Annotated in this window: 13 protein-coding genes; 10 read left to right on the top strand and 3 right to left on the bottom strand. The window is 70.4% G+C overall.

The genetic code is table 11. The features are described from left to right. The first annotated feature begins 77 nt into the window (after positions 1 to 77). Positions 78 to 2021: a helix-turn-helix domain-containing protein gene (locus tag OHO83_RS39175; RefSeq protein WP_266667287.1), complete on the top strand. Its 1944-nt coding sequence runs from the start codon at positions 78 to 80 to the stop codon at positions 2019 to 2021. 101 nt (positions 2022 to 2122) lie between these two features. On the opposite strand, the gene OHO83_RS39180 is transcribed toward OHO83_RS39175, so the two are convergent. Beyond that, positions 2123 to 3514 carry an MFS transporter gene (locus OHO83_RS39180; protein ID WP_266667285.1) on the bottom strand — a complete coding sequence of 464 codons (1392 nt, stop codon included), beginning with the start codon at positions 3512 to 3514 and terminating at the stop codon, positions 2123 to 2125. A gap of 715 nt (positions 3515 to 4229) precedes the next feature. Between OHO83_RS39180 and OHO83_RS39185 the strand changes: the two genes are divergently transcribed. Both OHO83_RS39185 and OHO83_RS39190 read left to right on the top strand, forming a co-directional pair. Next, a complete protein-coding gene (locus tag OHO83_RS39185) occupies positions 4230 to 5243 on the top strand; it encodes a hypothetical protein (protein WP_266667283.1) in 1014 nt (337 codons plus the stop codon). 204 nt (positions 5244 to 5447) lie between these two features. Further along, on the top strand, positions 5448 to 6218 hold the full coding sequence (locus OHO83_RS39190) for a class F sortase (protein ID WP_266667281.1): 771 nt from the start codon (positions 5448 to 5450) through the stop codon (positions 6216 to 6218). 63 nt (positions 6219 to 6281) lie between these two features. Here OHO83_RS39190 and OHO83_RS39195 read toward each other — a convergent pair whose 3' ends face one another. Beyond that, positions 6282 to 8003, bottom strand: coding sequence for an FAD-dependent oxidoreductase (locus OHO83_RS39195; protein WP_266667279.1), 1722 nt, complete (start codon positions 8001 to 8003; stop codon positions 6282 to 6284). Between the two features lie 230 nt (positions 8004 to 8233). On the opposite strand from OHO83_RS39195, the gene OHO83_RS39200 reads away from it, so the two are divergent. The 7 genes from OHO83_RS39200 (at position 8234) to OHO83_RS39230 (ending at position 13543) form a co-directional block, all read left to right on the top strand. Then, positions 8234 to 9358 (top strand): SchA/CurD-like domain-containing protein, encoded by a 1125-nt coding sequence (locus OHO83_RS39200; RefSeq protein WP_266667277.1) that lies wholly within the window; start codon positions 8234 to 8236, stop codon positions 9356 to 9358. Between the two features lie 67 nt (positions 9359 to 9425). Beyond that, entirely contained in the window at positions 9426 to 9905 is a 480-nt protein-coding gene (locus OHO83_RS39205; protein WP_266667275.1) for a cupin domain-containing protein, read from the top strand. Beyond that, positions 9902 to 11170: a beta-ketoacyl-[acyl-carrier-protein] synthase family protein gene (locus OHO83_RS39210; protein WP_266667273.1), complete on the top strand. Its 1269-nt coding sequence runs from the start codon at positions 9902 to 9904 to the stop codon at positions 11168 to 11170. The genes OHO83_RS39205 and OHO83_RS39210 overlap by 4 nt, the downstream gene beginning before the upstream one ends. Then, entirely contained in the window at positions 11167 to 12414 is a 1248-nt protein-coding gene (locus OHO83_RS39215) for a ketosynthase chain-length factor (protein WP_266667271.1), read from the top strand. Before OHO83_RS39210 ends, OHO83_RS39215 begins: the two co-directional genes overlap by 4 nt. Before the next feature lie 26 nt (positions 12415 to 12440). Next, positions 12441 to 12701 (top strand): acyl carrier protein, encoded by a 261-nt coding sequence (locus OHO83_RS39220; protein ID WP_266667269.1) that lies wholly within the window; start codon positions 12441 to 12443, stop codon positions 12699 to 12701. A gap of 1 nt (position 12702) precedes the next feature. Then, complete coding sequence (locus OHO83_RS39225) at positions 12703 to 13179, top strand: SRPBCC family protein (protein WP_266667267.1); 477 nt, start codon at positions 12703 to 12705, stop codon at positions 13177 to 13179. A gap of 31 nt (positions 13180 to 13210) precedes the next feature. Then, positions 13211 to 13543, top strand: a complete 333-nt coding sequence (locus OHO83_RS39230; protein ID WP_266667265.1) for a TcmI family type II polyketide cyclase — start codon at positions 13211 to 13213, stop codon at positions 13541 to 13543. A gap of 88 nt (positions 13544 to 13631) precedes the next feature. Here the strand turns inward: OHO83_RS39230 and OHO83_RS39235 are convergent, their stop codons facing one another. After that, a complete protein-coding gene (locus OHO83_RS39235) occupies positions 13632 to 14660 on the bottom strand; it encodes a methyltransferase (protein ID WP_266676135.1) in 1029 nt (342 codons plus the stop codon). Positions 14661 to 14667: the final 7 nt, after the last annotated feature.

Genomic DNA, 14667 nt, shown 5'->3' on the forward strand with positions numbered 1-14667 from the left:
TGGCGGCGCTTGTCTGATCCACTGAGTTGTCCACAGGGCTGGCGGGGCCGGCCGTACGACGGGTAATCCTGTTGAGCATGTCGCACGATCCAGCACAGTCCCCGTCGGGCCCCGCAGGCTCTGAACGCCCCGCATCGAGTGCCGAGGCGCCGTTCCTCGAGCTCCTCGCCCGGGGCGCGTCCGCCGACGCCTACGAACAGCCCGTGCTGGTCGCCCGCGCCGAGGGCGAGCCACCGGGGCGGATCGACGCCCTCGAACGCGCCAAGGGGCTCGCTCTGCGCGTCCGTGCCGACCTCGAAGGCAGGCGTCGCCGCGAGGCGGAGCTGTCCGCGCTCTTCGAGACCGCGCACGATCTCGCGGGCCTGCGTGACCTGGGCGCCGTCCTCCAGGCCATCGTGCAGCGCGCCCGCTCCCTCCTCGGCACGGACGTCGCCTATCTGACGCTGAACGACCCGGCCAGGGGCGACACCTATATGCGTGTCACCGAGGGCTCCGTCGCCGCGCGCTTCCAGCAGCTCAGGCTCGGCATGGGCGAGGGCCTCGGCGGACTCGTCGCCCAGACCGCCCGGCCCTACGTCACCGCGGACTACGCCCAGGACGTCCGCTTCAAGCACACGCGCACCATCGACACCGGTGTCCATGACGAGGGTCTCGTCGCGATCCTGGGCGTGCCCCTGATGCTCGGCCCCCATGTCATCGGCGTACTGTTCGCCGCGGACCGGCGCGCACGGGTCTTCGAGCGGGAGCAGATCGCGCTGCTCGGCTCGTTCGCGGCACTCGCCGCGGCCGCCATCGACACCGCGAACCTCCTCTCCGAGACCCGGGAGGCGCTCGGCGAGCTGGAGCGCGCCAACGAGATCATCCGGGACCGCGGCGACGTCATCGAGCGCGCGTCCGACGTCCACGACCGCCTCGCCGAACTCGTCCTGCGGGGCGGCGGCGTCCACGACGTGGCGGCCGCGGTGTCCCAAGTCCTCGACGGGACAGTGGAGTTCGCCGACGCGGTCACCGCCCCCGACAAACCCCTCGACGCCTCGCGCGCCGACGGGCACGCCGTGCGCGACGGGGACGACTGGGTCGCCGCCGTCGCCGCGGGCGGCGAACTCCTCGGCGCGCTCGTGCTGCGCGGCCACCCGGGCCTCGACCCCGTCGACCAGCGCACCCTGGAGCGCGCCGCCATGGTCACCTCGCTCCTGCTGCTCGCCCGGCGCTCCGCCTCCGAGGCCGAACAGCGCGTACGGGGCGAGCTGCTGGACGATCTGCTCGACGCGCGGGACCGGGACCCGCGACTGCTGCGGGAGCGCGCCGCGCGACTGCACGCCGACCTGGACGCCACGCATGTGGTGCTGGCCGCGCGCCTGGAGACCCCGGGCGCCGACGCCGAACACGAGGCCGCCGCACGGCGCCGCCTGTGGTCCGCCGCGTCCCACCTCGCCGCCACGCGGCACGGGCTCGCAGCCGCGCGCGACGGGGGAACGGTCCTGCTGCTTCCCCTGAGCGCCGCCGACCGGGCCTCCGACCTGGCCCGCCGCACCGCCAGGCACCTCTCCTCCGCGGTGCACGAGCAGGTGACGGTCGGCGCGTCGGCCCCCGTGGAGGACCTGGCCAACCGCACCGACACCGTCGCCGCGGCCTACGCGGAGGGGCAGCGCTGCCTGGACGCCCTGCGCCTGCTCGGCAGAGCGGGGGAGGGCGCGGCCGCGGAGGACTTCGGCTTCCTCGGCCTGCTCCTCGCGGAGAGCCGGGACATCTCCGGGTTCGTCGAACGAACCATGGGCGAGGTCGTGTCCTACGACCGGCGCCGGGGGACCGATCTCGTGCGCACGCTCGACGCGTACTTCGCCTCCGGCATGAGCCCGGCCCGTACCAAGGACGCGCTGCACGTGCACGTGAACACGGTGGCGCAACGTCTGGAACGAATAGGGCGCCTGCTCGGCCCGGACTGGCAGTCGCCCGCTCGCGCCCTGGAGATCCAACTCGCGCTGCGGTTGCACCGGTTGGCCGGGGCCATATCGGGCTGACGGTCGGGTAGCGGGTCTCGCTGTGAGGTCCTCGGTGCCTGGTGTGACGGCAAGGCCCCCGTACGCGAGGTGGGTACGGGGGCCGGGGGAGCGGTGCCGGGTCAGACGGTGCGGGCGTCCGCCGTTCGGGCCGCGGCCGACTTCTCGTCGGCGGCGCCGTCCTCCTCGATCTGGGCCAGGTCGCGATGCCTGGTCTCTTTCGCGACGCCCACCGCGATCAGCGTCAGGACGGCGGCGGCGATCACGTACAGGGCGATCGGGGTGGAGCTGCCGTAGTCCGCGAGGAGCGCAGTGGCGATGAGCGGCGCGGGCGCTCCGGCGGCGACCGAGGCGAACTGTGCGCCGATGGAGGCGCCCGAGTAGCGCATCCGCGTCGCGAACATCTCGGAGAAGAAGGCCGCCTGCGGTGCGTACATCGCCCCGTGCAGAACGAGGCCCACGGTCACGGCGAGGATCAGGTTCCCGAAGCCCCCGGTGTCGATGAGCGAGAAGAACGGGAACATCCACAGGCCCACGCCCGCCGCCCCGAGCAGATAGACGGGCCTGCGCCCGACCCGGTCGGAGAGCGCGCCCCAGGCCGGGATGACCGCGAAGTGCACGGCGGACGCGATGAGCACGGCGTTCAGCGCGGTCTGCTTGGAGACGCCGGCCGACGTGGTGGCGTACACGAGGATGAAGGCGGTGATGACGTAGTAGCTGATGTTCTCGGCCATGCGGGCGCCGATGGCGACGAGGACGTCGCGCCAGTGGTGGCGCAGCACGGCGACGAGCGGTGTCTTCTCGCTCGCGTCGCCCTGTGCGGCCTTGCGTGCCTCGGCCCGGGCCAGCGCTTCCTTGAAGACAGGTGACTCATCGACAGACAGGCGTATCCACAGTCCGACCATGACGAGGACGCCGGACAGCAGGAACGGGACGCGCCAGCCCCATGAGGTGAACGCGGAGTCGGAGATGAGCGCGGTCAGCAAGGAGAGCACGCCGGTGGCGAGCAGTTGTCCCGCGGGCGCTCCGGTCTGCGGCCAGGAGGCCCAGAAACCGCGTCGCTTGGCGTCCCCGTGCTCGGATACGAGGAGCACGGCGCCGCCCCACTCACCGCCGAGCGCGAAGCCCTGGATCAGGCGCAGGACGGTGAGCAGCACGGGAGCGGCCACGCCGACCGTGGCGTAGGTCGGCAGGAGGCCGATCGCGAAGGTCGCCGCGCCCATCATGAGCAGGCTCAGGACCAGCAGCTTCTTGCGGCCGAGCCGGTCGCCGTAGTGCCCGAAGACGAGCGCGCCGAGCGGCCGTGCGGCGAATCCGACAGCGTACGTCAGGAACGAGAGGAGCGTGCCGACGAGCGGGTCGCTGTTGGGGAAGAAGAGCTTGTTGAAGACCAGTGCGGCGGCGGAGCCGTAGAGGAAGAAGTCGTACCACTCGATCGTGGTGCCGATGAGGCTCGCGGCGACGATCCGCCGGAGGCTCGCGGGCGGTGGGGGAGCGGTTGCTGCGGAGGCCATGTGGACCACTTCCAGGCGTTGGGCGGGGACGGGTACGTGTCGGCACAAGGTAGAAAGACGCAGGTCAACGGCACATGTGGTGGGGCACCATAGTTTTGGACGGTGCTATGCGGGGAGCCACCATGAGGAGGCGGTGAGCAGCGTCAAGTTCCGTGCGCGTCGGCGTGTCGCGGCAGCGCGCCGCCGATGAGCCTCCCTCGTCACTGGGCCAGGTGGATCAGACTGATCGTCAGCGACGAGGGCGTGGGGATCGGACCCGTCGTCAGGGATGAGGACCGGCGCATCGGACCCGCCGTCAGGGATCGGGGCGGGCGTGGTTCGGACGCCTCGTCAGCGATGAGGGACGCCCGGATCGGACTGGGCGTCAGCGATGAGGGGCGGGGGATCGGACCCGTCGTCAGCGATCGGGGTGCGCCGGGCCGCTGGTTCGGATGGGTCGGGTGCGCGCAGTCGTGTCGGGGCCGATCGGGTTGTGCTCGAAGCGATCCACGAGCGTGAAGTCAGGGAACTTCTGTGGCGAAATGCCTGGTCAGGATCTGTGACTTGCCGCCGGGTCGAGCCATCGGAGGCCGATTGGGTGACGGCGCGGCTATCGGCCGGGCGGGCGATTCAAGTGGTGATCGGTCCGCGTTTGGCTAACGGTGATGAGGTCGGGGCCGGGTAATTCGAGCTGACAAAGCGTCAGTGGCTCGGCCGTGGCGGAAGGACTTCGACGATGCGTACTGCCCGCATGCTTCTCGCTACCGCGACGGCTACGGCCGCACTCGCCATCGCTGCTCCTGGTGCGTTCGCCGCCGCCGCAGGCGACTGGGACAACGACGGCTCTTCCTACAGCTCGGAGCACGACAAAGACAGCAACCACAAGGGCGAGCACGGCTCCGGCAAGGAGGACCGCGGGGGCTACGGCAAGGACGAGCACGGCTCCGGCAAGGACGACCGCGGCGGCTACGGCAAGGAAGACGGCGGCTACGGCAAGAAGGGTGGCGACGACCACGGCAAGCCGCGTGGCGGCCTGCACACCGGTGGTGGCGCCCTGTCCATGGTGAACGACGACGACTGGACCAAGGACGAGAACAAGAAGGGTGACTCGGGCGAGCACGGCTCCGGCAAGGACGAGCGCGGGGGCTACGGCAAGGACGAGCACGGCTCCGGCAAGGACGACCGCGGGGGCTACGGCAAGGAGCGTGGCGACGACCACGGCAAGCCGCGTGGTGGCATCCACACCGGTGGTGGCGCCCTGTCCATGGTGAACGACGACGACTGGACCAAGGACGAGAACAAGAAGGGTGACTCGGGCGAGCACGGCTCCGGCAAGGACGAGCGCGGGGGCTACGGCAAGGACGAGCACGGCTCCGGCAAGGACGACCGTGGCGGCTACGGCAAGGAGGACGGCGGCTACGGCAAGAAGGGTGGCGACGACCACGGCAAGCCGCGTGGCGGCCTGCACACCGGTGGTGGCGCCCTGTCCATGGTGAACGACGACGACTGGACCAAGGACAAGGAGAAGTACGACCCGGAGAGCTACAAGAAGGACGGCGACGACTCCGGCAAGGACTCCTGGGGCTCCGGCTCCGACTCCGGCTACGGCAAGCCGCGTGGTGGCATGCACACCGGTGGTGGCGGGCTCGCCACCACGCCGGGTGTCACGGCAGGCGGCATCGCGATCCTCGGGGTCGCCGCGGCCGGCGCGTTCGCGATGCGCCGTAAGCGCGCGTCCGACGCGTCCTGACCGGTGCCCGTCATAGCAGCCGGGGCCGCCGCGTTAACACGTCGCGGCGGCCCGGCTGCCTTCGTTTTTGCGCAATTCCCTCTTGATGGCTCCCGACCTGGCTGCGCGGTCCTGAACCGCGCTTGAGCTGTTACCGGGCCCCTTTGCCGATCCCGTTCTTCTAGTGCTGTTCCAGACCTGCTCGTTCCAGTGAGGTGATGCCAGATGGCAGCCCGGTTGCCTTCCCCCGATCAGACCGAGTCCGTGCCGCCCGGGCGCCGATCCCGCATCGGCGCGTGGATCGTGTGGTCCGTCGGAATCGTCGTCCTGGCGGTGAGTCTGTTCGGCGGCAATGACACGACGTCAGACACCACATCCGATGCCTCCGGTGCGTCGCAGCCCTCGGCGGCGTACGCGCCGTCCTCGGACGCCGTGCCGCCCGCGCCGTCGGAGCCGCCCGCAGAGCCCGTGCTGCCCGCAGCGCCCGTGCCGTCGGAGCCGCCCGTGCCGCCCGCGGCGTCCGTGGAGCCCGTCGGAAAGCATCTGCCGCGGGCCAGGCCCACGCGGCTGCTCATCCCGAAGATCGGTGTGAACGCCCCCTTCACCGAGCTCGCCATCGGCCCCACGGGCCAGCTGCAGCCCCCGCCCGCCAGCGACACGAACCTGGTCGGCTGGATGGCTTCCGGCGTGACCCCGGGCGAGACCGGTACCTCGATCATCGCCGGTCATGTCGACACGAAGACGTCCGCCGCGGTGTTCGCCGGCCTCCGGAATCTGAGGACGGGGGACACCTTCACGGTCAAGAGGGAGGACGCGAGCACGGCCTCGTTCGTGGTCGACAGCGTCGAGACGTACGCGAAGAACAACTTCCCCAACGAGCGCGTGTACGGGGACACGCCTCAGGCTCAGGTCCGGCTGATCACCTGCACCGGGGTCTACGACCACGTCAAGAAGGACTACATCGACAACCTGGTGGTCTTCGCCCATCTCGTCTGAGGCCGGCGGGAGCTGTCAGTCCCGGTGCGGGACTCCCGTGTGGGTGTCCCGCACCGGGAGCTGTCAGTTTCGGTCCAGGACTCCCATGAGGGCGTCCCGCAGATCCTTCCCGGGATCCGCCGACGGCCCTTCGGACCGCCATGCGACGAACCCGTCGGGGCGGACGAGGACCGCACCCCCCGGGGCGACACCGTGGGTCTCCGCCCAGTCCACGTCGCCCACGGGGGACAGCTCCGCGTCGGGCCCACTGCCGATGCGGTACGAGTCGAGCGGCAGGGCCATCTGCCGGGCGATGGCCGTGGCCGCGTCGTGCCACGTGTCGTCGCCGTCCCCCGAACTCAGGAGCACCATCGACCGCTCGTACAGGTCGAGGGTGGAGACCCGGGTGGCGGCGCGGTTCAGCCACATGTGGGGCGCGCGGCTCCCGGGCTCGCCGGTCAGTCGCATGCCCTCGGGTACGACCGGCGTCGCCGGGTCGGCACCGAGGACCGCGCCCCGCGGATAGCGGTAGCCCAGCGCCACGTTGAGGATTCCGCCCCTCTTGCCGCCGGGGCCTCCTGCTCCCGGTCCTCCTGCTCCCGGTCCGCCGGGTCCCGGTCCGCCGGGTCCGCCGGGGCCGCCCGCTTCCGGGTTGGGGGTGTATCCCGGGTGGCTGTGCTCGACCGATCGGTTCGAGGCGCGGGCGCTCGTCGCCTCCGCGACCGGCCGGCGCTCCAGGTCGTAGGACTCCAGCAGACCGGGTCCGGCCCAGCCACCGAGGACGGCGGCCAGCTTCCAGGCCAGGTTGTGCGCGTCCTGGATACCGGTGTTGGAGCCGAACGCCCCGGTGGGGGACATCTCGTGGGCCGAGTCGCCGGCGAGGAACACCCGTCCGTCCGAGTACCGTTCGGCGACCCGCTCGGCGGCGTGCCAGGCGGCCCTGCCGGTGATCTGCACATCGAGGTCCGGGACTCCGGTGGCCCGCCGGATGTGTTCCGTGCAGCGTTCGTCCGTGAACTCCTCGAGCGTCTCGCCGTTCTCGGGGTGCCAGGGAGCGTGGAAGACCCAGTGCTCACGGTTGTCGACCGGCAGCAGGGCGCCGTCGGCCTCCGGGTTCGTGAGGTAGCAGACGATGAAGCGCCGGTCACCGACGGCGTCCGCGAGGCCGCGCGAGGTGAACGTGATGCTCACGTTGTGGAACAGGTCGCCCGGGCCGCTCTGCCCGATGGTGAGCCGCTCGCGGACGGGGCTGCGCGGGCCGTCCGCCGCGACGAGGTAGTCCGCCCGGACGGTGGTGTGCTCGCCCGTGTCGCGGCTCTTGAGCTGTGCGGTCACACCCTGTGCGTCCTGCTCGAACGACATCAGTTCGGTGTGGAACCGCAGATCACCGCCCAACTCCCGTGCGCTCTCCAGGAGTACGGGTTCGAGATCGTTCTGGCTGCACAGGCACCATCCGCCGGGGCTGAAGCGGGCGAGGCCGCCACCGGGGTCGATCTCCTTGAACAGCCATTCGCCGGCGTCGCCCACCAGGGTCGGCGTCTGCAGGATGCCGTGGTTGTCGGCCAGGACCGACGCGGCGTCCTCGATGCGCTGCTGGATTCCGGCCACCCGGAACAACTCCATCGTGCGCACGTTGTTGCCGCGCCCGCGAGGATGGATCGACGTGCCGGAATGGCGCTCCACGAGCATGTGCGGGACGCCGAGACGCCCCAGGAAGAGCGAGGTCGACAGGCCCACCAGAGAGCCGCCGACTATGAGCACCGGCACGTGCTGAGCGCCCTCAAGGGCCTCTTCCGATCGCTTCATTGATTGCCTCCAGCCGCAGCCGCGGGTGAGTGGGGGTTGGAATCACAGTCCATGCTTCCCCGCGTCACTTCGCCCCCCGGAGCACCCGGACGGGTGCCTCGGTCACCCGTCCGGCGCTTTTGGTTCGCGCCCCCCGGGGGCCCGATCGACGATCGGCTCATGGCGACCCCGGCATTTCGGACGCGGTGGTCGTTCTTGATCTTCGGTGAGGAAGAGGAGAGGTGCGCCGTATGACCCCCATCTCAGGACGCATATCGCAGTCGGCCTTCGACGGTTCGAGGTTGCGAGTGATCCTCCTGCTCGATCTGTACGAGGGAGCCCAGCAGCAGTTCCTGGACGCGTACGAGCACATGCGCAATCAGGTCGCGTCCGTGCCCGGTCACCTCAGTGACCAGCTCTGCCAGTCGATCGAGAACCCCTCGCAGTGGCTCATCACCAGCGAGTGGGAGAGCGCCCCGCCCTTCCTCGCCTGGGTGAACAGCGAGGAGCACGTCGAGACCGTCAGGCCGATGCACAGCTGCGTCAAGGACACCCGGTCGATGCGGTACAGCATCCTCCGGGAGACCAACCCCGCCGAGCAGGTCACGCGGGCGCCGGCGGCGGCGAACGCGGTGGCGGCCCGGGTGGGCGACGGCGCGGCGCGCCACGCCCTCACCTTCACCGTCAAGCCGGGCTCCGAGTCGAAGGTCGCGGAGATCCTGGCCGGGTACGAGTCGCCCGAGGCCCAGGTCGACGAGACCACCCGCCTGCGCCGCACCTCGCTCTTCATGCACGGCAACCGCGTCGTGCGTGCCGTGGAGGTGGAGGGCGACCTCCTCGCCGCGCTGCGCCACGTGGCCCGCCAGCCCGAGGTGCAGGCGGTCGAGGAAGCCATCAACCCCTACCTCGAGCAGCACCGGGACCTGACCGACGCCGATTCGGCGCGTGTCTTCTTCACCCGGGCCGCGCTCCCGGCCGTCCACCATGTGGTGTCCGACGTACCGGAGCCGCGCGACCTGCGGCGTCACGCCCTGTACTACCCGGCCAAGAAGGGCCGCGGGATGGATCTGGCCCGGCTGCTGGCCGAGCAGGACGCGACCGCGGCGGACGACCCGGACAACCCGGTGTACGGCAGCACCGTCTTCCAGCGCGACGACACCGTGGTGCGTCTCATCGACATCACCGGTGAGCTCGACAGCGACCCCGCCGCCTCCCTGGGCATCAAGGGCGCCAAGAAGAGCGCGGAGCTCGAGCAGCTCCTCGACGGCGCAGCCATCGGTGTCGAGGGCTCCCTGCAGACGGAGCGCAACATCAACCGGCTCCTGTCGCACGCCGACATGATGCCCATCACCGACCGCAGCTCGGCGGGTTCCTGACGGACAACCGCGGGGGTGTCCGTGGGTGCTGCCCCGGACACCACCGCCGCACCCGGAGGTATCAACCATGACCAAGAATCCACGCATCGTGGACCTGAGCGAGACCGAACCCAACCGCCGCCGAGGAGGTGACCTGCGGGCCATGCTCACGCCGGCGACGGTCGGTTCCACCAGCGGCTTCATGGGCCTGGCCCTCGTCCAGCCCGGCGAGCGCATCGGCGAGCACTACCACCCGTACTCGGAGGAGTTCGTCTACGTCGTCAACGGCGCCCTCGAGGTGGACCTGGACGGCGAGACACATGAACTCCGCCCGGACCAGGGCCTGTTGATCCCGATCAACATGCGGCATCGCTTCCGCAACGTCGGCGACGTGGAGGCCCGCATGGTCTTCCACCTCGGCCCGCTCGCCCCGCGCCCCAGCCTCGGCCACGTCGACACGGAGGAGACCGAGGGCGCCGAAGCCGGCCCCGGGTTCATCACCGGTGGCCCGGACCTGACCGCGCCAGAACACGGACAGGCGTCCGAGCGTAGTGGGGCCATAAGGTGACCCGGCGGGTGGCTGTCACCGGAGTCGGTGTAGTCGCCCCGGGTGGTATCGGGGCGAGCGCGTTCTGGGACCTTCTCGCCAGCGGCCGTACCGCGACCCGCGGCATCACGCTCTTCGACCCGGTGGGCCTGCGCTCACGCATAGCCGCCGAGTGCGACCTGGACCCGGTCGCACACGGCCTCGACCCGGACCTGGTCGAACACGCCGACCGGTACATCCAGTTCGCGGTCATAGCCGCCGACGAAGCCGTCAAGGACTCCGGACTCGACACCGGGGTCGAGGACCCCTGGCGCATCGGAGTGTCCCTCGGCAGCGCCATCGGCGGCACCACCCGCCTGGAGCGTGACTACGTGCTGGTCAGCGAGGGCGGGAAGCGGTGGGACGTGGACCACCGCGCGGCCGAACCGAAACTGCACATGGCGTTCTCGCCGAGCACACTCGCCTCGGTCGTCGCCGAGCAGTTCGGTGCCCAGGGTCCGGTGCAGACGGTATCCACCGGCTGCACCTCCGGGCTCGACGCGGTCGGCTACGCCTTCCACACCATCGAGGAAGGCCGCGCCGACATCTGCATCGCCGGGGCGTCGGACTCGCCGATCTCCCCGATCACGATGGCGTGCTTCGACGCCATCAAGGCGACGTCGCCCAACAACGACGACCCCGAGCACGCCTCCCGCCCCTTCGACGCCGACCGCAACGGCTTCGTGATGGGCGAGGGCGCCGCGGTGCTCGTCCTTGAGGACTACGAGCACGCCCGTGCGCGCGGCGCGCACATCTACTGCGAGCTCAGCGGCTACGCCACCTACGGCAACGCCTACCACATGACCGGTCTGACCAGCGAAGGCCTGGAGATGGCCCGGGCGATCGACAACGCGCTCGGCCAGGCCCGCCTCGACCCCACGCTGATCGACTACGTCAACGCCCACGGTTCGGGCACCAGACAGAACGACCGCCACGAGACGGCCGCCGTCAAGGTGTCCCTGGGAGCTCACGCCTACGACACACCCATGAGCTCCATCAAATCCATGGTGGGGCACTCCCTGGGCGCGATCGGCGCGATCGAGGTGGTCGCCTGCGTCCTTGCCATGAAGCACCAGGTGGTGCCGCCGACGGCGAACTACGAGACCCCCGACCCCGAGTGCGACCTGGACTACGTACCGCGCACCGCACGCCCGCGAAAGCTGCGGAACGTGCTCTCCGTCGGCAGCGGATTCGGCGGATTCCAGTCCGCGGTGCTTCTGACGGAACCAGGTGGGAGGACACGATGAGCAGTGAACGCGCCCGCGGCGCGGCCATCACCGGGATCGGTGTGATCGCGCCCAACGGACTGCACGCCGACGCGTACTGGAAATCCGTCCGGGAGGGCCTCGGCGCCCTGGACCGGATCACCCGCGAGGGATGCGAGAACATGCCGCTCCGCGTCGGCGGTGAGGTCCGCGGCTTCGATCCCGCAGGCCTCATCGACGAGCGGTTCCTCGTCCAGACGGACCGGTTCACGCACTTCGGTATGGCCGCTGCCGCGCTCGCCCTCGACGAAGCCGGGCTCGGCCGCGGTGACCCCGCGGAGCCGTACTCCATCGGCGTGGTCACCGCGGCCGGTTCCGGCGGCGGTGAGTTCGGACAGCGGGAGCTCCAGAAGCTGTGGGGGCAGGGCTCCAAGTTCGTTGGCCCCTACCAGTCCATCGCCTGGTTCTACGCCGCCACCACCGGACAGGTCTCCATCTGGAGCGGCTTCAAGGGGCCGTGCGGAGTGGTCGCGAGCGACGAGGCGGGCGGTCTGGACGCCATCGCGCACGCGGCCCGCGCCGTACGGCGCGGAACCGGCGCCATGGTCGTCGGATCCGCCGAGGCACCCATCGCCCCGTACTCGATGGTGTGCCAGCTCGGCTACCCCGAACTCAGCACCGCCGAGGACCCCGACCGGGCCTACCTGCCCTTCACCGAGAAGGCCTGCGGGTTCGCGCCCGCCGAGGGCGGCGCGATGCTCGTCGTCGAGGACGAGAACCGCGCCCGCGAACGGGGGACGGACGTCCGGGCCGTGGTGGCCGGTCACTCGGCCACCTTCACCGGCGCCTCCCGCTGGGAGGAGTCCCGGGAAGGGCTCGCCCGCGCGATCAAGGGCGCCCTCGACGAGGCGGGCTGCGCCCCGGAGGAGATCGACGTCGTCTTCGCCGACGCCATGGGCGTACCGGAGGCGGACCGTGCCGAGGCGCTGGCCATCGCCGACGCCCTGGGCGCGCACGGCAGCCGCGTCCCCGTCACGGCACCCAAGACCGGTACGGGGCGGGCCTACTGCGCGGCGCCCGTGCTGGACGTCGCCTCCGCCGTGTTCGCCATGGAGAACGGCCTCGTACCCCCCACACCCAACGTGTTCGACATCTGCCACGACCTCGACCTGGTGATGTCTCGCGCTCGCCCCGCCGAGCTGCGCACGGCCCTGGTCCTCAGCAGGGGACTCATGGGTTCCAACGCGGCGCTGGTAGTGCGCCGCGGCGGCGACTCCGCCCGATAGGACCGGGCGGGAAGGAGAACACCCGCATGATCACCGCAGAACTGACCTTCGACGATCTGGCCGGCCTCATGAAGAAGGCGGCCGGAGTCACCGTGGACCCCCAGCAACTCAAGCAGTCGCCGGACTTCCCGTTCGACTCCGTCGGCCTCGACTCCCTCGGCCTGCTCGGCATCGTGGGCGAGCTCGAGAACCGGTACGGCCAGTCGCTGCCCCAGGACTCGGAGCGCTGCAAGACGCCCCGCGAGTTCCTGGACCTCGTCAACAGCACCCTCAAGGCTGGAGCCTGACATGTCCGGACACACAGAGAACAGCATCACCATCGACGCCCCCCTCGACCTCGTCTGGGACATCACCAACGACATCGAGAACTGGCCGCAGCTCTTCAGCGAGTACGCGTCCCTCGAAGTGCTCTCCCGCGAGGGCGACACGACGACCTTCCGCCTGACCATGCACCCGGACGACAACGGGAAGGTCTGGAGCTGGGTCTCGGAGCGGACCATGGACCGCGCGAAGCGGACCGTGCGTGCCCGCCGTGTCGAGACCGGGCCCTTCGCGCACATGGACATCCGGTGGGACTACAAGGAGACCCCGGAAGGCACCCGTATGGACTGGGTGCAGGACTTCGCCATGAAGCCCGAGGCCCCGGTCGACGACGCCTGGATGACGGACAACATCAACCGCAACTCCGTCACGCAGATGGGCCTCATCCGCGACCAGATCGAGCGGGTCGCCCGTGACCGACAGAAGGCCGCCGTGCCCCGCTGATCGCCGACCGCCCGTCCAGGAAGGAAACCCGATGCATCACGCCCTGATCGTCGCCCGCATGGCGCCCGGTTCGGCGCCGGCGATCTCCGACGTGTTCGCCGACTCGGACCGAGGTGAGCTCCCGCGTCTGATCGGCGTCAAGAGCCGTAGCCTGTTCCAGTTCGGCGACGTGTACCTGCACCTCATCGAGTCCGACAAGGACCCGGCGCCCGCCATCGCGCAGGTGGCCGGCCACCCCGAGTTCCGCAGTATCAGCGATCAGCTGTCGGCGTACGTCAGCGCGTACGACCCGCAGACATGGCGCAGCCCCAAGGACGCCATGGCGCACCGCTTCTACCACTGGGACCGGAACAACCCCTCCTGAGTGAGGGCACGACACAACCCGAGGCCGCCGGTCCCGCGTCAGACGCGGAGCCGGCGGCCTCGGGTTGTGTCCGGAGACCGTGTGCGGGTCAGGCGGGCACGGTGCACTCGAAGGCGTGCAGATACGCGTTGACGGGACGGACCTCGCCGAGGACGAGACCCGCGTCCGTCAGCCGCTCGACCATGCTCAGCCGGGTGTGCTTGGCGCCACCGACGTTGAGGAGCAGCAGCAGGTCCATGGACGTCGTGAACTTCATCGACGGGGTGTCGTCGACGAGGTTCTCGATGACGATGACGCGGGCACCGGGCCGCGCCGCCTTGCGGACGTTGGCCAGCGCCCTGCGGGTGCTGTCGTCGTCCCACTCCAGGATGTTCTTGATGATGTAGACATCCGCCTGGACCGGGATGTCCTCGCGGCAGTCACCGGCGATGATGCGCACCCGTGAGGACAGCGCACCGCCCTCGCGCAGGCGCGCATCGGCGTTCTCGACCACGCCCGGCAGGTCGAGCAGCGTGCCGTGCATGTCGGGGTGCTTCTCCAGCAGGCTGGCCACGACCTGCCCTTGACCGCCGCCGATGTCCGCGACCGAGGCCATTCCCTCCAGATCGAGGAGGGCGGCGACGTCGCGCGCGGACTGCTCGCTGGATGTCGTCATGGCGCGGTTGAACACGTGCGCCGACTCGGGAGCCTCCTGGTTGAGATAGGTGAAGAACTCAGCTTCGTACACGTCCTCGAAGACGTTGCGGCCGTGGCGCACCGCCTCGTCGAGCTTCGGCCAGACGTTCCAGGTCCACGGCTCGGTGCACCACAGCGCGATGTAGCGCAGGCTGTGCGGGTCGTCCTCGCGCAGGAGCCGGGACATGTCCGTGTGCGCGAACGTGCCGTCCGGGCGCTCCGTGAAGACGCCCTGGCTGGCCAGTGCGCGCAGCAGCCGGCGCAGCGTCAGCGGCTTGGTCTCCACCGCAGCCGCCAGGTCCTCCACGCTCATGGGCGTGTCGTCCAGGGCGTCGGCCACGCCCAGGCGGGCGGCCGCGCGTACGGCGGCGGCGCACGCGGCCCCGAAAACCAGCTCCCGCAGACGCATGGGTGACTGGGGAGCCTGATCGACGGTCGTCATCTGCTGC

The organism is Streptomyces sp. NBC_00569 (assembly GCF_036345255.1).
In the GTDB taxonomy this organism is placed as follows: domain Bacteria; phylum Actinomycetota; class Actinomycetes; order Streptomycetales; family Streptomycetaceae; genus Streptomyces.